15 protein-coding genes are annotated in these 16,272 nt (G+C 36.8%); 6 read left to right on the plus strand and 9 right to left on the minus strand.

The genetic code is table 11. The annotated features are described in order from the left end of the window. Positions 1-106 precede the first annotated feature (106 nt). The 4 genes from xerA to V7M80_RS10290 form a co-directional block, all read right to left on the minus strand. Entirely contained in the window at positions 107-1,150 is a 1,044-nt protein-coding gene (gene xerA, locus V7M80_RS10275) for a site-specific tyrosine recombinase/integron integrase (protein ID WP_333695894.1), read from the minus strand. 476 nt (positions 1,151-1,626) lie between these two features. Continuing rightward, positions 1,627-4,170 carry a TonB-dependent receptor gene (locus V7M80_RS10280; RefSeq protein WP_333695896.1) on the minus strand — a complete coding sequence of 848 codons (2,544 nt, stop codon included), beginning with the start codon at positions 4,168-4,170 and terminating at the stop codon, positions 1,627-1,629. A gap of 3 nt (positions 4,171-4,173) precedes the next feature. Next, positions 4,174-5,061, minus strand: coding sequence for a FecR family protein (locus V7M80_RS10285; RefSeq protein WP_333695897.1), 888 nt, complete (start codon positions 5,059-5,061; stop codon positions 4,174-4,176). A 42-nt stretch (positions 5,062-5,103) separates the two neighbouring features. After that, entirely contained in the window at positions 5,104-5,625 is a 522-nt protein-coding gene (locus tag V7M80_RS10290; RefSeq protein ID WP_333695899.1) for an RNA polymerase sigma factor, read from the minus strand. A 102-nt stretch (positions 5,626-5,727) separates the two neighbouring features. Here V7M80_RS10290 and V7M80_RS10295 point away from each other — a divergent pair, with 102 nt between their 5' ends. Then, positions 5,728-6,720 carry a hypothetical protein gene (locus V7M80_RS10295; protein WP_333695900.1) on the plus strand — a complete coding sequence of 331 codons (993 nt, stop codon included), beginning with the start codon at positions 5,728-5,730 and terminating at the stop codon, positions 6,718-6,720. Between the two features lie 27 nt (positions 6,721-6,747). After that, positions 6,748-7,197: a hypothetical protein gene (locus V7M80_RS10300; RefSeq protein ID WP_333695901.1), complete on the plus strand. Its 450-nt coding sequence runs from the start codon at positions 6,748-6,750 to the stop codon at positions 7,195-7,197. Between the two features lie 382 nt (positions 7,198-7,579). Here the strand turns inward: V7M80_RS10300 and V7M80_RS10305 are convergent, their stop codons facing one another. After that, positions 7,580-8,296, minus strand: a complete 717-nt coding sequence (locus tag V7M80_RS10305; protein WP_333695902.1) for a hypothetical protein — start codon at positions 8,294-8,296, stop codon at positions 7,580-7,582. Between the two features lie 145 nt (positions 8,297-8,441). Here V7M80_RS10305 and ffh point away from each other — a divergent pair, with 145 nt between their 5' ends. Further along, positions 8,442-9,779, plus strand: a complete 1,338-nt coding sequence (gene ffh, locus V7M80_RS10310; RefSeq protein WP_333695903.1) for a signal recognition particle protein — start codon at positions 8,442-8,444, stop codon at positions 9,777-9,779. 62 nt (positions 9,780-9,841) lie between these two features. Then, the gene (locus V7M80_RS10315; protein WP_333695905.1) at positions 9,842-10,732 is read left to right on the plus strand and encodes a bifunctional 5,10-methylenetetrahydrofolate dehydrogenase/5,10-methenyltetrahydrofolate cyclohydrolase; all 891 of its coding nucleotides are present in this window, start codon (positions 9,842-9,844) and stop codon (positions 10,730-10,732) included. A gap of 31 nt (positions 10,733-10,763) precedes the next feature. Here V7M80_RS10315 and rluF read toward each other — a convergent pair whose 3' ends face one another. The 4 genes from rluF to V7M80_RS10335 are packed head-to-tail and all read right to left on the minus strand — an operon-like array spanning position 10,764 to position 14,332. Next, positions 10,764-11,558: a 23S rRNA pseudouridine(2604) synthase RluF gene (gene rluF / locus V7M80_RS10320; protein WP_333695907.1), complete on the minus strand. Its 795-nt coding sequence runs from the start codon at positions 11,556-11,558 to the stop codon at positions 10,764-10,766. A 14-nt stretch (positions 11,559-11,572) separates the two neighbouring features. Further along, on the minus strand, positions 11,573-12,421 hold the full coding sequence (locus V7M80_RS10325; RefSeq protein WP_333695909.1) for an alpha/beta hydrolase: 849 nt from the start codon (positions 12,419-12,421) through the stop codon (positions 11,573-11,575). A gap of 33 nt (positions 12,422-12,454) precedes the next feature. Further along, complete coding sequence (locus V7M80_RS10330; protein ID WP_333695911.1) at positions 12,455-13,234, minus strand: zinc ribbon domain-containing protein; 780 nt, start codon at positions 13,232-13,234, stop codon at positions 12,455-12,457. 3 nt (positions 13,235-13,237) lie between these two features. After that, positions 13,238-14,332, minus strand: coding sequence for a Nif3-like dinuclear metal center hexameric protein (locus tag V7M80_RS10335; protein WP_333695912.1), 1,095 nt, complete (start codon positions 14,330-14,332; stop codon positions 13,238-13,240). 125 nt (positions 14,333-14,457) lie between these two features. Here V7M80_RS10335 and lpxK point away from each other — a divergent pair, with 125 nt between their 5' ends. Together lpxK and V7M80_RS10345 are read left to right on the plus strand one after the other, a co-directional pair. Further along, positions 14,458-15,483: a tetraacyldisaccharide 4'-kinase gene (gene lpxK / locus V7M80_RS10340; RefSeq protein ID WP_333695914.1), complete on the plus strand. Its 1,026-nt coding sequence runs from the start codon at positions 14,458-14,460 to the stop codon at positions 15,481-15,483. After that, a complete protein-coding gene (locus tag V7M80_RS10345; RefSeq protein ID WP_333695916.1) occupies positions 15,455-16,270 on the plus strand; it encodes a purine-nucleoside phosphorylase in 816 nt (271 codons plus the stop codon). Before lpxK ends, V7M80_RS10345 begins: the two co-directional genes overlap by 29 nt. The last annotated feature ends 2 nt before the right edge of the window (positions 16,271-16,272 follow it).

Genomic DNA, 16,272 nt, shown 5'->3' on the forward strand with positions numbered 1-16,272 from the left:
CCAACTTGTTTATATGTCTGACAAAATCAGACTTAGCAACCCAATTTTGGGTAGATAAGTCTGATAAATCTCAGAACTATCGTTTATCAAAAATAATAAAAAAATCTTACAAATCATCAAACGGACTTTTTATATGTTGAATACTTTTGGTACTTACATGCGTATAAATCTCGGTAGTTTTACTACTGTTGTGTCCTAATAATTCTTGAATATACCGCAAATCGGTCCCGCTCTCAAGCAAATGGGTAGCATAACTATGACGTAACCAATGCAACGTAACGGGTTTTTTTATGCCGGCTTTTTGTAAAGCCTGTTTCAAAACACTTTGCAAACTTTTATCAGAATACGGCGTTCCGGGATGTTGCCCTTCAAACAAATACGTTTGAGGTTTGTAAACTTTATAATAGATTCTCAATAACTCTAATATTTTTAAACTCAACGGAACAATTCTATCCTTTTTGCCTTTTGAATTTTTTAATAAAACTATATTTCGTTTAGAATCAATGTGATGGGGTTGCAATGCCAATAATTCGCCACATCTCAAACCACAGGAATAAATTAAACTCAACATGGTTTTATGTTTTAAATTAGTTGGAGCCTCAAGTATGCGTCTTACTTCTTCTTTACTCAAAACATTCGGCAAAGTCTTTTCTCGTTTCGGGCGATGTATTTGGTCTATTTCAATCGATGATTCTTTTACTATTTTGAAGAAAAGCTTTATGGCGTTTACAATTTGGTTTTGGTAGGAAGAAGAAAATTTGTTCTTCAAAAGGTAATCGTTATTGTAAGTAATAACATCGTCATTGCTAATGTCTTTAATTGCTTTGGTATTACAAAATGTTAAAAACGATTTTAAGGCATCGCTATACGTGTTAATCGTATTTGGGCTGTAGCGTTTTGATAAAAGATATCTTTTAAACGTTTCAATACTCGCGATTCCTTCAGCATTGGGAATTAAAGTCGAAGCCAATGGAAGGTTAAAATGCAAGCGATTTGCATCTGTATCAGGCAAATGCCAATATTGGTTACTATAACTCCATCTCGCTCCTTCAAAAGTTTTAATTCGAGCAATACAATCTGCATTTTTTTCAAAATAAACAGCAATGCGGGGTGTTCCTTTATGTACTACAGTTTTGGCTTTCCAGTTCATCTTTTGTTTAGGCTTATATCTTTCTCAAATATAAAAAAAATATCTTCCAGGTTCTCAAAGCATTAAAATGGTACCATTTTACCCCAAAAAAAGCAGGAAAATTAACGGCTCAGTATGCCCAAATAACGAACTCGTTTTTCAACCCCTTAAAATAAAAAAACAGGAAACCCATACAACAATTTCAAAATCGGTTAGGCCTAGGAATAATGTAGGGAAGATTAAGGGATAAAGAAGGGATAGTGTAGGGATAGTGTAGGGATAATGTAGGAAAGATAAAATGAAAAAGGAAGATAAAAGGAAGATAAAGGGAGGATAAAGGGAAGATAAAAGGAAGATAAAAGGAAGATAAAAGGAAGATAAAAGGAAGATAAAGGGAGGATAAAGGGAGGATAAAGGGATAAAGAAGGGGTTGAAGGTAGTTGAATTAAGAATTCAAATCTTCAATCCTAATCCATCCAAATTCCATGAAGGTTTATTTAAAAATTCAACTTCAAAAAAGCATTTGGAGTCAATTCCAAGGAATAGGTGTTGACTTCTTCTATGGCTTCATTACCGGGATTTATGCGGTAAAAACGATTGATGGTATTGCGTTGGTTCAAGAGGTTCAGCACCGAGACGCCCAAAAAGAGGTTGGTTTTTTGGCCCAACGCCACCGCATACGAGGAGGAAAAGTTCACTTGAAAATAAGCATCCAGGTTTTCGGCATTCGGTAAACTGTAGGCAATCGACGGGTTGTCAGGAGTAGGAAAGATAGGGGTATTGCTCAACGGGACGGTGTTGGGTCGACCGGTAAACCATTTGCCTCCCAACGCCAATTTGAGGTTTTTCCATTGATAAGTAGCTCCCAACGCTAGGCTGTGGTTCACTTCAAAATTGTTGGCAAACTGCGGCGGAATGTAGCCTTCAAAAGTATAATCGTTGTTGTTAAAGCTGTAATTCAACCAACCAGTAAATGGAGCTATTTGTTTTTGAATGAGCACTTCCACACCATATACTTCGTATGCTCCTGTAACTTTTACAAACTCCAATTGGTTTTGAAAACCTTGCCCGGAACTGGTGATGCCGGTTACTTTTTTATAAAAGGCTTCAGGATGAATGAGCCAATTGTTTTGGCGAAACACCATACCAATAGAAGCTTGATTGCTTTTTTGAATCGGGATGGTTGCATTGTTGGCCAACACCCAACGGCGTTTTTCCACCCCTAAAAAGTCTTGTTGTAAATCGATGATTTGCGAAGCGGTTTGGTTTTTTTGCTCCGCTGCAACTTCCACTTTTAAATGCTCGGAAAGAGCATAATTCAGATGCAAACGCGGTTCAATCAACGTCATCGACCATTTATCAAAATAGTTGCCTCTAACGCCTAATTTAGCATACAGTTTTTGGTTGAGCGATTGGTATTCCAGTTCCGCAATTAAAGCGTGACTCATCAAGACTTCTTTCACCGTTCGGGTAAATTGAGGAACATTCACATCATCAAAACTTCTGATTCCGATTTCATTGAACTGATAGCCGTTGTGCAACGTGAGGTTTTGATTCAATTTGTGACGGTTTCGCAAACGAAAACCATTGTCTAAAATCGTGTTCTCCTGCACCAATACCTGATTTTCTTCTACCGATTCATTTTTGCCCTCTAACTCATAATAGGAACTGTACACACTGATTTCGGTTTCGTTTTTGGCATTCCATTTGGTTTTCCACGTCAGGTTTCCGCCAAAAGTGTTTTGGTTCAACCTGCTGTTTTTGGAAATCAATTGTGAATTGGACAATGTACTTTCCGTAAAGGTCAACGCATTGGAAATGGCAATTCCATCAATGAATAATTCACTTTTTTTACCTATTTTTTGTTGGAATTGCACCGTAAAATCATAAAAGTAAAAATCTTCTTCGCTATCGTAATTCACGTCTTGATTGTTGGTTACATCAATCACTTCGGTGTTTTGAAAAATACGGTTAAAGTAATTTCTATACGTCGGCGAATTAAAAACATCCGTGAACGATCTTCGGGCGGCAATTTCAATGCTGTTGTTTTTTCCGGTTTTGATGCGGGAAGCAAATTCAGCATTCAGCAAGTTCATCCCTAAAGTTGAGGTGTTTTCTTCGGAAGAGTTGCGAGAAGAAATAGCAATCACACTCGACACACTTTCGCCATAAAAAGCAGAGCTGCCGTTTTTCGAAATTTGAATGGTATGGGCCAAATTTGGATTTAAAGCCGAGATTAAACCAAAAAAGTGTCCGGTTTGATAGAGTCGAATCCCGTTCCAAAGGAATAAATTTTGGTCATGGGTACCGCCACGTACATTGATATTGGCAATGGTTTCATCGGCACTTATGATGCCGGGAATTTGCTGCATGGTTTGCAACACATCCGGTTCCACCAATCCGGGTAGAATACCGAATTTCTTGGGTTTAATTTCAAAGGTTCCATTTGTTTTTTTGCGAATACCTACCGTCAAATAGGCATCGGCTACCACTTCTTCCAGCTCCTGAATGGCATATTGCAAAAGAAATGTGGGACAATTTTCTACATACAAATCGTTTATCAAAACCGATTGAGCTTGGTAATTCACATGACTGATTTCAATTGGGTTGGGCGAAACCACAGGCAGTTGAAAAAAGCCTTTTTCGTCGGATAACACAAAGGTATTGGTACCGGAAATGCGTATGGTTGCATTGTAAATTGGTACTTTAGAATCGGTATCCAACAAATACCCACAAAGCGGTTTGTCTAGTTTCTTGTTATTGGAAATGGTAATCAATCGGTCGCTAACAAACTTAAAACGCAAGGTCGTCTTACTCTGGATATAATCGATTTTTTCTTCTAAAGTTTTTTTTAAAGCCGGAGAAGGTAGTGTATAAACTACAATTTCCTCTTCGATATAATTAAAAGTAACTTGGTGTTGTTTTTCTATTTCAAGTAAAATTTCTTTTAAAGGCATAGTGGGTCCGAGCTCCTGACCATAAAGGTCAAAAACCCACAAGAAAAGCAACAATAGGGTTATTCCCCCTTTTTTAACCTTCATTCACTATTCCAATCGATAGGTTGAATCATCTATTTTCGTTATTTTTAAATGATACGTGTTCGCAACAATTTCAAGAGCAACCTCAAGGTTGTCCATCGGAATGGTTCCGGTAAATCGTTGTGGAGTTGCTTTTCCGTTCATTTGAATAGCAATATTGTATTGACGCATCATTTCTTCTATAATAGCCGGCAGTTTTACCGAAGTAAACGCCACTTGTTTTGAAAGCCAGTCCGGTTCGGTTTGTGCGGTTTGGTCTGCCACCAGTTGTTGCCCGTCTTCAAACGAAACCGTCATTCCTTGGGTTAAAAGGTGTTGAGTGTTTTGATAGTTTACTTGTACTTTTCCTTCAAAACACGTCACATCCAAGCGATTGTTACGGTTTTTTACATTGAATTGGGTTCCCAATACGGTCACTTTTCCTATTTCGGTGGCTACTTCAAATTTTTTCCCTTTGGCCACTTTAAAATAAGCTTCACCGTTGAGTTTCAGTTTACGTTCGTTGTTCCAGTTCCATTTTTTGTATTCTATCTCCGAACCCGAATTGAGTAATACGGTTGAATTGTCGGGTAACAAAAATGCTGTTGTGGCTCCATTGGGAGCATATTCCGTGAAGTTTGTAAAATTTTTCACGGCAAAGGTAATTCCGAAACTTAGGATGACAACAGCAGCAATGCGAAGCACTACTTTTTGGAGTGAAATAGGTTTTGTTTTTTTCCTTTGTAAAATCGTGTGAAGCATTTTATTTTCATCAAAAGTAGGCGTTTGCAATTCGCCTGAGTACTGTTTTATTTTTTGGTATACGGCAAAATCTTTCGAGGCTTCAAACGCTTTCAGTTCGTCTCCTTCCAGTTCATTGTTCAGCCATTTTGCTAAGGGGTAGTTTTCTTCCATATCATTGGATTTTTATCTATAACCGTTTGGATTTCAAAAACCCTACTTAAAATAATCAAATTCTTTTCTTAATTCGATGAGAGCCAAATGCATTCTTTTTTCAACGGCTTTTACGCTAATGCCCAAGGCGTCAGCAATTTCACTGTATTTTTTACCATCAATGCGGTGCATCAAAAAGCAGGTGCGTTGGCCCTCGTTTAAATTGGCAATAGCCTTTTGCAATTTGGTTTTAAATTCCTCTTCTTCCATGTGAAAATCCGGGCTTTCAAACGTTTTGTCTTGTTTTGGTGCAGCTTTGGCATATTCTAAGACTACTTTTTGATGAGCAATTTGATTGAGGCTCGTATTATTGGCAATGGTGTATAAATAGGATTTAGCTTTCTCCAAAGGCACTTTTTCACAGTTTTCCCAAAGTTTGATAAAGGCTTCTTGCGTTACATCTTCGGCTTGTTCAGCATTGCCGAATTTGTAATACATATAATTGCGAAGAGCCTTAACCTGATTTTTGAAAAAGCGATTGAAATTATTTTCTTCACAAAGTCCTAAAAGGGATAGATTTGTCATTGGTTTCTAAAAACTTTGGTGAAATTATAAAAAAAAAGTAATTTGGGTAGGGTAATTTCGTTTTTATTTGTTTGGTTAATAATTCAAAGGATTATGATAAACGTGTATAAAATAGTAGGGATAAGTATAGTACTTGCATTAGCCTTTTCGTGTCAATCCGAAGAAGAGAGTTTGCAACAAGATGTGGCCAATTTGAGTAAAGCTTCACCTGTAACCAAATTGTTGTCCCGTGTAAGTCAAAACCCTACATCAGAAGATAATATATTGGATGGTACTAGCGTGTTTCGGGTGAAACTACCAGTTAGTATAACTTTAAACGGCACCAGTTTAACCGTTTCGAGTGTTTCGGATTACGCATTAATTGAAAACCTCAAAAATGCATCCAACACAGATGATGACTTGGTTTTTTACACATTTCCCATAACAGTTGTTTTACGCAATTATCAAGAAGTAGTTATTGCCAATACAACGGCATTGCAAAATTTAATCGCTACGCAAGACGATTTGAGTGAATTAACTTGTAGTGCATTGGTTTATCCTATTTCAGTTAACGTTTATGAAAGTTCCAATCAATCTGCAAATCAAACAACTTTACTTTCCAATTCTCAGGTAATAAACTTTATATTTTCACTTCAAAATACAACCGTATTTTCAATTAATTATCCCATTTCTGCCCTAAATACGCAAGGTCAAACTGTAATAATCAATTCTAATGCAGAGCTCAAGAGTTTGCTTGAAGCAGCCGTAACACAATGTGGCTCAAGTGCAGTTTCGGGTAATTTTGAGGAGGTTTTAACTTCCGGATCTTGGAGAGTTTCTTATTTTTTTGATGACGGTGATGAAACCAATGATTATGTGGGGTTTACGTTTACTTTTTTGTCAAATAATACGATTCAGGTTGTCAAAAACGGTACTACTTCAACAGGGACTTGGAGTTTTTACGAAGACGACGGTGTAAATAAACTAGATTTAACGTTTGAGAATTCTCTTTTGCAAGAATTAGTAGATGATTGGGAACTCTTTGATTTTTCAAACAATACAATTCAACTCAAAGAGGATGATAACGACGAATACCTCACTTTTTCTAAGATTTAAAATGAATAACCTAACCCTTTATAACCAATGAAAAAATTTTTTTTAATTCCCGTTTTGAGCAGTATCTTATTACTGAATTTGGCCTCTACTTGTAGTAGTGATGATGATTCCAATCCCTCATCAAGTCAACTCATTATTCAAACGCAAAATTCAATTGTATCCGGTTCTTGGAGAGTGACTTTGTTTTCAGAAGATGGTGTAGTCCAAACTTCAAATTACAACGGTTACAATTTTACCTTCAATGCCAATGCTACAGTAGAAGCGACTAACGGTACTACGGTTCGTACCGGTACTTGGACCACAGGAACAGATGACAGCACTCCCAAATTAATACTTACCTTCACGGCTACAACCGGTCCTTTTGAAGAAATTAGTGAAGATTGGCGAATCGTTTCTGTAACATCATCCCGCATAGAATTAAGACATGTAAGTGGTGGTGATGGAAGTATAGATTTATTAACCTTTCAGAAAAATTAGATTTAAATCTCTATTTTTAAAACCATTCCTTGTGAATGGTTTTTTTGTTTTAAATGGGTTTCTATAATATAAAATCAAGAGGCATTGGTTTTTACTACTTTAGATGTTTTACTTTTACATTGAATGCATTACAAAAATCAACACCAACAAGGGATTTAAAATATAATTTTAGAGATTATAAGCGTTCAGTTCGCGAATGAAGCATTATTACGTTATAGAAGATTGAAAGAATAAATAAGAAGAAGAAGTCAAAAAGTTAAACAACGGTCTTTACAGAGCGTTTTCATAAAGACTTAAATATTCACCTATTCAAAGTATTTCAGCTACAAAAAAAAGCCATACTTTACGTATGGCTTTTTAGGGTTATTTGTGGTATTTGGAATTAATCGTCCAACAAATCAGTGTACTCCTCAATTTTATCTTTTATCAAATGAGCCAAAGCTTGATTGCCATCTGTATCTACGGGGCTAATTTCTATTAAACCATCCCCATTACCATCTTGAGCAGCACTTAAATCTACATAGGCTAAAACGGCATCTAAATTAAAATTAATCACTAATGTGGCTGTATTATTTGCTATGACTAAGTTTTGTCCGGCATCTTCATAATCAATTTCAAAATCCTCATCAATATTGTGCCAAAAAACAAAAGGGGTAGTGCCTATCATTCCTCTAATAAGAACCGATTTGTTAAACAATTCGCTATCAGGATTGGTGTTTCTGGCCATTTTAAATTCAACTTCTTCATAAACACCATTTGGAATATTAATGGTAGTAATAGTCGTTTCTCCACTAAGTAAATCCAATTCAAAAGGGCCTCTCAATTCAAATTCATCGTCATCTCCATAAAATCCATCTCCATAATCATCATCGTCGTCATCATAAAAATCGTCATCCAGTTCAAATTCAATTTCTCTTAAATTGATTTTAAAGTCAGAAACGGTAACAGCATTGTCATTTCTACCAGTATTCCCGGAATAACTGGCTTTGGCAACAATTCGAAGATTATTATTTCCATCCGAATTGGAATTGTCTTCGTTGGAACAAGAAGTTACAAATATTCCAGCTAGAAGTACCCAAAGAATTTTTTTGTTTTTCATCGCGTTTTAGTTTTTAGATTTATGATTTTAAAACAAATTAAAATCGAATTACCCTACCTTATTTTTAAAAAATATCTTAAAATCATTTTTTGATGCTTGTTTGCTTTATGTTATCTTTGCAATTCATTAAAAGATAATCCAAATTATGTTCAGTAATTTAAGCGATAAACTCGATAAAGCCCTTCATATTCTAAAAGGACACGGTAAAATTACCGAAGTTAACGTAGCCGATACCCTAAAAGAGGTACGTAGAGCCTTGTTGGATGCCGACGTGAATTTTAAAATAGCCAAAGATTTTACCAATACGGTAAAAGAAAAAGCCATCGGACAAAACGTATTAACTTCTCTACAACCGGGGCAGTTAATGGTTAAATTGGTTAAAGACGAATTAACCGAATTGATGGGAGGCTCTGAAGTTGGAATTAACCTTTCCGGTCAACCCACGGTTATTTTAATGTCGGGTTTACAAGGTTCGGGTAAAACAACTTTCTCAGGAAAATTAGCCAATTATTTAAAAACCAAAAAAGGAAAAAAACCACTTTTGGTTGCCTGTGATATATACCGTCCTGCTGCTATCAACCAATTGCATGTGGTTGGAGGTCAAATTGGGGTAGACGTATACTCGGAACCCGAGAATAAAGACGCGGTTTCCATTGCTCAAAATGCCATAAAGCATGCCAAAGCCAACGGATTTAATGTGGTAATTGTAGATACCGCCGGTCGTTTGGCCATTGATGAACAAATGATGAACGAAATTGCCCATGTGCATCAAGCCATTCAGCCACAGGAAACCTTGTTTGTAGTAGATTCTATGACCGGGCAAGATGCCGTAAATACAGCCAAAGCCTTTAACGACCGCTTAAATTTTGACGGCGTTATTTTAACCAAATTGGATGGTGATACCCGAGGTGGAGCTGCATTATCCATTAAATCGGTAGTAAATAAACCCATTAAATTCATCGGTACAGGTGAAAAAATGGAAGCCATTGATGTTTTCTATCCCTCTCGTATGGCCGATAGGATTTTGGGAATGGGAGACGTTATTTCTTTGGTTGAAAGAGCTCAAGAACAATATAATGAAGAAGAAGCTCGAAAATTGCAAAAGAAAATTGCTAAAAACGAGTTTGGTTTTGATGATTTCTTAGTGCAAATTCAACAAATTAAAAAAATGGGGAACATGAAAGATTTGGTGGGCATGATTCCCGGAGCCGGAAAAGCCTTAAAAGATGTTGAGATAGAAGACGATGCGTTCAAACATATTGAGGCTATAATCCACTCTATGACTCCCGCAGAGCGAAGTAAGCCCGCATTGATAGACGGAAAACGCAAAATACGAATTGCCAAAGGTTCCGGAACCAAAGTAGAGCAAGTAAACCAATTGATGAAGCAATTTGATCAAATGAGTAAAATGATGAAAATGATGCAAGGAGGCGGAGCCAAAAACTTAGCCCGGATGATGGGAGGAATGAAAGGCATGAGATAACACAAAGACGCGTACAAACGCGTCTTATTTTTTTTAAAAAACACAACACTTTATTTTATATTATGGAACTACTAGACGGAAAAAAAATTGCCGAAGACATCAAAAACGAAATTGCAGCCGAAGTCCAAAAAATGAAAACTAAAGGCGAAAAAGTCCCCCACTTGGCCGCTATTATTGTTGGGAACGACGGAGCCAGTTTAACCTATGTAGGCAGTAAAGTTAAGGCTTGCGAAAGAGTAGGCTTTGAAAGTACGTTGATTAAAATGCCCAGTACTACTTCTGAAACCGAATTGTTAAAAAAGATAAAGGAACTCAACGAAGACGATTCTGTAGACGGATTTATTGTACAGTTACCGCTTCCCAAACAAATAGATACCCAACATGTTATCATGTCTATTGATCCCAGCAAAGACGTAGACGGTTTTCATCCTGAAAATTTCGGAAAAATGGCACTGGACATGAGTACGTTTATTCCTGCAACTCCTTTCGGAATATTAGAACTCTTGGAACGCTATAATGTAGAAACCAAAGGAAAACACACTGTGGTTATTGGAAGGAGTCATATTGTGGGTAGACCCATGAGTATTTTGATGGGACGAAAAGGGTTTCCCGGCAATTCTACCGTAACTTTAACGCATAGCTATACCAAAAATATTGCTCAAATTACCACGCAAGCCGATATTATTATTACCGCTTTGGGGGTTCCAAATTATTTAAAAGCCGAAATGATTAAAGATGATGCAGTAGTAATTGATGTGGGAATTACACGGGTTTTGGATGAAACCAACGAAAAAGGATACCGCATAACCGGTGATGTTGATTTTGAAAATGTAAGCAAAAGAGCGTCCTATATTACCCCGGTTCCCGGTGGGGTAGGCCCCATGACCATTGCCATGCTGTTAAAAAACACTTTGCTCGCCAGAGAACAAAAACGACTCAAGCCAAGTAAATAAATAAAAAAGACGCTCATTGAAGCGTCTTTTTTTATTTGGGTTTTCTTTTATTTTGTTGCAATTTAAAACTTGTTTTTTGGGGTGCTATTTTGGGTAAACTGGCTTCTTCGGTCTTACTCGAAGGTTCAATTAAACGATTCAATTCTTTGATTTCAGCTGCCGTAAGCTCTCGGTATCTTCCGGTAGGTACATCCAAACTTATGTTGATAATACGAATGCGTTTCAAGGCTTTTACTTCATATCCCAAATAGTCACACATTCTACGAATTTGACGGTTTAAACCTTGGGTTAAAACAATTTTAAAAACATATTTGCTCAGCTGTTCAACTTTACATTTTCGGGTTACAGTATCCAAAATAGGAACTCCATTTCCCATCCGTTGAATAAAACGATCTGTAATGGGTTTATCAACGGTAACTATATATTCTTTTTCGTGGTTATTTCGGGCTCGAAGTATTTTGTTAACAATATCTCCATCATTAGTCATGAAAATTAAACCTTCACTCGCTTTATCCAATCTTCCAATAGGGAATAGGCGTTCCGGATAATTAATGTAATCTACAATGTTGTTTCGTACTTCTGTATTGGTGGTACATTCTATACCCACCGGTTTATTAAAAGCCAAGTAAATAGATTGGGCTTTCTTTTCTTGTATGAGCTTTCCATCTACCCGAACTTCATCGGTTTCTCCTACTTTGGTTCCCATCTCTGGCACTTTTCCGTTAAGAGTTACTCTTCCTTCGGCAATGAGTTTATCGGCCTCTCTTCGAGAACAAAACCCCGATTCGGATAAAAATTTATTGATGCGTTTGCCCGTTTCTTCCATAGTGCAAAGATAGGTTATTGATTTTGAAAAAGGAATTCAACAATGCGATTGTAGAGTTGTACATCATGCATACTATGACCTAAGCCTTGGGTTTCAATAAAATGAGCTTTTTTCCAAGCTTTCTTTATTTTTAAACTTTCGTCAAAAGCTACCACATCGTCTTCGGTGTCGTGAGAAATTATTCCTTCAATTGTTAGATTTGAGGCCAATTTGGAGCCTCTAAAATCGGATGTTTTTTTCTGAAATTTGCGGTAAAAATGCAGCTCGAGTAAGTTTACCACTTTGCGGTTTAAACTCAACAATTGGGCATAATTTTCAATTAAAACCGATAGGTCTGAAGGAGCTCCCAAAATCACCATTTTGTTTAAAGCGGTATTTTGAAAATAATGTTGGTAATACAAACAAGCCGCACCTCCAATAGAATGGCCTATCATGAAGCCGGGTTGGTATGTTTTAAAAACCCGATCTAGGCACAAAGCATAAGAAGGAACGTTAAATTCTTTGCCAGATGCCAAACCGTGAGCCGGTGCATCCAAAGCCAAGACCGTACTACCGGTTTTTAAAATGTGAGGCAAAAAGGCTTCCCATCGAGCGGCGTTGCTTTCCCAACCGTGAACCAATAGAATTTTGGTTTCATTACCTTTCCAAATGTAAACCGGAAATTCAGCTGTTTCGGTATTCAAAATTTCTAATTCAGCTGTCTTGAGAACTTCGGGTAAATTTTGCAGATTGAGTTTTCCTTTACGAGGTTCACTGAAAAATTTATAGGCTAATTTGCCCGCTTTTTGGGGCAGAATAAAACTTAGGCAATTGATATAAAAACCAATGGCTTTTACAATAAGGGTAGTAATACTTTTAGTCATAAAAAAACCCCGATATGTTCGGGGTTTCGTATTTTAGATGTTAGCAAATATAGCTTCCATTTTCTCTCTTTCTTCTGAGGCTAGAACATTGTCTACCAATATTCTTCCACTGTGCTCATCGGTTAAAATTTTCTTGCGGGCAGCAATTTCAACTTGAGTTTGTGGTGGAATGGTAAAAAACGATCCGGCAGAGGCACCACGTTCTATAGATACGACTGCTAAGCCATTTCTAACGCTGGTACGAATTCTGTGGTATGCAGCCAATAAACGATCTTCAATTTTAGCTGCATATTCTTTAGAAAGTTGCATTAAAAACTCTTCTTCTTTTTGAGTTTCAGCCATAATATCACCTAATTCAGCTTTTTTATGCTCTAAATGAGATTGTTTGGCCGTTAATTTTTCTTGAGATTCGGCTACTTGTTGTTTTTTGTATTCAATAGAAGCTTTCATTTCTTTGATGTGCTTCTCGTTCAATTGAATTTCCAATTCTTGAAATTCAATCTCTTTGGTCAACGAATTGAACTCTCTATTGTTTCGTACGTTTTTTTGTTGCTCGGTATATTTTTTTATGCCTTCTTTGTGAGCTTCAATGGCATTTTTTTTAGCTTTAATTTGGTCGTCAATATTTTCCAAATCGGCTTTCAATTTTTCGTTACGTGCTTTCAAACCCGCTACTTCATCTTCTAAATCTTGTACTTCAAGTGGCAATTCACCTCTCACGTTTCTGATTTCATCAATTCTTGAGTCTATTAACTGCAAGTCATAGAGTGCTCTCAACTTCTCTTCCACACTCATTTCTTTTACGTTTGTCATAATCTAAAAGTACTTAACTGGATTTGTATTTTGTTCTGATAAAATGATGGCAAAATTAGGAATTTTTTTGATAAGAAAATCAACAATATAGTTTTTTGTGTATCTTTCGCTTTCGTAATGGCCAATATCGGCCAAAAGTAATTGATTTTCAGCTTCGTAGAATTGGTGGTATTTCAAATCGGCGGTTAAAAAAGCATCGGCACCTAACTTTTTTGCCTGCGAAATGGCAAAACTGCCGGAACCACCCAAAACCGCAACTTTTTTTATGGGACGATTAAGAAAAGCCGAATGTCTGATGGATTCACACTTCATTTGGGTTTTTACCAGTTGTAAAAATTCATTTTCCGAAAGGGGCTGATCGAATTCCCCAATTTTTCCCAAACCTAAGTTTTGATTTTGATTTTGCAATTCGTAAATTTCATAAGCCACTTCTTCATATACATGGTTTTTGAATAAAGCATTCAAAATTTTTGATTCTAAATGTTTTTCAAAAGTGACTTCAATTTTAATTTCTTTATTTTCCACAAATTCAAAGCGTTCGCCTATTTCGGGATTGCTTTTCTCATTGCCTCTGTACGAACCAATTCCGTGGGAATTGAAACTACAATGGTCATAATTGCCAATGTTTCCGGCTCCGGCTTCAAATAAAGCATTCCGCAAATGGAGGTGATTTTCCGGAACGGTGTAGGTTACCAACTTGCGAATGAATTTTTCTTTTGGAACCAAAATTTTTGTGTTTTGTAATCCCAACTGATTGCAAATAATTTGATTGACTCCATCCGGATGATTGTCTAGAGCCGTATGCACGGCATAAATTGCAATATGGTTTTGAATCGCTTTGAGAACTACACGTTCAACATAGGTTTTTCCGGTTATTTTTTTTAAACCCGAAAAAAGAATGGGATGAAAACAGACAATGAGGTTACACTTTTTTTGAATGGCTTCGTCTATAACCTTTTCTAGGGCATCATGGCAAACTAAAATCCCCGTGATATCTTGTTCCGGATTACCAACTAAAAGGCCTACATTGTCAAAATCTTCGGCATAAGCCAGAGGAGCCCATTCATCTAAAATGGATACTAAATTGTTCAGTTTCATTTTTATTTCTTTACAGCTACAAACATAAGAAATTATTTTGCGGTCCTTATTTTATGGCGTGTACATTTTTTTATTTTCGTGGGTAAAAATGAGGTGATTTACGCAATAATACGTACTTTCGTACTATGAATTTATTTCGAAAAATACTTTTTCCTTTTGCTATTTTGTACGGTCTTGTTACCGCCCTTCGCAATAGTTTTTATGATCTTGGAATATTTAAATCGCATTCGTTTTCTATACCTGTTATTGCGGTTGGAAACTTGAGTGTAGGGGGTACCGGAAAAACACCTCAAATTGAATATCTGGTTCGCCTTTTGGAACCGCATTACAATTTGGCAGTTCTCAGTAGAGGATACAAGCGAAAAACAAACGGTTTTGTTTTAGCTAATAAAGGGGTAACAGCAGATGATATAGGAGACGAATCGTTTCAATACTTTCAAAAATTCCCTTCTATTCATGTGGCTGTAGACGCCAATCGGAAAAGAGGAGTAGGCCAATTACTTACCTTGGATAAAAAACCCCAAGTGGTATTGCTGGATGATGCATTTCAACATCGGAAAGTAAAAGCCGGTTTTTATATCTTACTCACAGCTTACCAAGATTTGTATACCGATGATTTTATTTTACCCATGGGAAACCTTCGTGAAAGTAGGAGTGGAGCCAAACGGGCATCAGTAGTTGTCGTAACCAAATGTCCGGTTAATCTTTCCGAAAAAGAGCAAAACCTAATACGGAAAAAACTGAAACTTTCAGCGGAACAACAACTTTATTTTTCATCCATTCAATACGATGATAAAGTGTATTCTGAAACCGAAAATCATACGGTAGATTTTATCAAAAACTCCCCCAAATTACTGGTAGCCGGTATTGCCAAACCGCAACCGTTTTTTAACTACATGCAAAACCAATCTGATGCGATTTTAGAATTTCCGGATCACCATGATTTTTCGGAAAAGGATATTCAAAATATTCAAAACAAATCGCAAAATAAACGTATAATTACAACCGAAAAAGATTTTGTTAGACTGAAGGGAAAAATCAATCCGACTCAATTATTTTATTTACCGATACAAAGTGTTTTTCTCGCAAAAGGAGACGATTTCAATAAACAAATTTTAAATTATGTGGAACAAAGTACAAGAAACAGTTAATTACTTGAAAGAACGAACAAACTACAGTCCCGTTTATGGGGTCATACTTGGTTCCGGTTTGGGTTCTTTTACGCAAGATATAGCTATAGATTTCACTATACCCTACAGTGAGATACCAAATTTTCCCATTTCAACCGTTCAGGGACATTCCGGAGCCTTAGTTTTTGGAAAAATCAATGGCATTTCTGTAGTTGCTATGCAAGGCCGTTTTCATTATTACGAAGGGTATGACATGCAAACGGTTACTTTTCCGGTGCGTGTAATGCGGTATATGGGCATTCAAACTTTGATTGTTTCTAATGCATCGGGAGGCGTGAATCCGAATTACAAAGTAGGGGATATCGTTTTAATCAAAGACCACATTAATTTATTTCCAGACCATCCTTTGCGGGGTAAAAATGAGGAAAGATTTGGACCTCGGTTTGTAAACATGAGTGAGCCCTATTCGAAAGAGTTGATTTTAAAAGCCAAAGCTATTGCTTTGCAAAACCAGATTGAAGTAAAAGACGGAATTTATTTGGGCTTGCAAGGTCCAACTTTTGAAACTTTGGCAGAATACAAAATGGTTAAAATTCTGGGAGCAGACTGTGTAGGAATGTCTACCGTTCCCGAAGTTATCGTAGCTCGACATATGGATTTGGCTTGTCTTGGCGTATCGGTTATTACCGATATGGGTGATGAAGAGAATATTGAAGAAGTGAATCACGATGAGGTACTATTAGCAGCACAAAAAGCAGAACCGCATGTTCGTCAGTTAATTCGCGAATTTATTTCGGCACAATCCTAAGG

This window comes from Flavobacterium sp., assembly GCF_036759525.1.
Taxonomy (GTDB): Bacteria; Bacteroidota; Bacteroidia; order Flavobacteriales; family Flavobacteriaceae; genus Flavobacterium.

What these genes read in the sequence shown, in the direction of transcription:
- V7M80_RS10330 (WP_333695911.1), bottom strand. Translation starts at nt 13,234, where the DNA reads ATGACAAACGTAAAAGAAATGAGTGTGGAAGAGAAGTTGAGAGCACTC.
- V7M80_RS10325 (WP_333695909.1), bottom strand. Translation starts at nt 12,421, where the DNA reads ATGACTAAAAGTATTACTACCCTTATTGTAAAAGCCATTGGTTTTTAT.
- V7M80_RS10305 (WP_333695902.1), bottom strand. Translation starts at nt 8,296, where the DNA reads ATGAAAAACAAAAAAATTCTTTGGGTACTTCTAGCTGGAATATTTGTA.
- V7M80_RS10315 (WP_333695905.1), top strand. Translation starts at nt 9,842, where the DNA reads ATGGAACTACTAGACGGAAAAAAAATTGCCGAAGACATCAAAAACGAA.
- V7M80_RS10335 (WP_333695912.1), bottom strand. Translation starts at nt 14,332, where the DNA reads ATGAAACTGAACAATTTAGTATCCATTTTAGATGAATGGGCTCCTCTG.
- lpxK (WP_333695914.1), top strand. Translation starts at nt 14,458, where the DNA reads ATGAATTTATTTCGAAAAATACTTTTTCCTTTTGCTATTTTGTACGGT.
- V7M80_RS10300 (WP_333695901.1), top strand. Translation starts at nt 6,748, where the DNA reads ATGAAAAAATTTTTTTTAATTCCCGTTTTGAGCAGTATCTTATTACTG.
- ffh (WP_333695903.1), top strand. Translation starts at nt 8,442, where the DNA reads ATGTTCAGTAATTTAAGCGATAAACTCGATAAAGCCCTTCATATTCTA.
- V7M80_RS10290 (WP_333695899.1), bottom strand. Translation starts at nt 5,625, where the DNA reads ATGACAAATCTATCCCTTTTAGGACTTTGTGAAGAAAATAATTTCAAT.
- V7M80_RS10280 (WP_333695896.1), bottom strand. Translation starts at nt 4,170, where the DNA reads ATGAAGGTTAAAAAAGGGGGAATAACCCTATTGTTGCTTTTCTTGTGG.
- rluF (WP_333695907.1), bottom strand. Translation starts at nt 11,558, where the DNA reads ATGGAAGAAACGGGCAAACGCATCAATAAATTTTTATCCGAATCGGGG.
- xerA (WP_333695894.1), bottom strand. Translation starts at nt 1,150, where the DNA reads ATGAACTGGAAAGCCAAAACTGTAGTACATAAAGGAACACCCCGCATT.
- V7M80_RS10345 (WP_333695916.1), top strand. Translation starts at nt 15,455, where the DNA reads ATGTGGAACAAAGTACAAGAAACAGTTAATTACTTGAAAGAACGAACA.
- V7M80_RS10285 (WP_333695897.1), bottom strand. Translation starts at nt 5,061, where the DNA reads ATGGAAGAAAACTACCCCTTAGCAAAATGGCTGAACAATGAACTGGAA.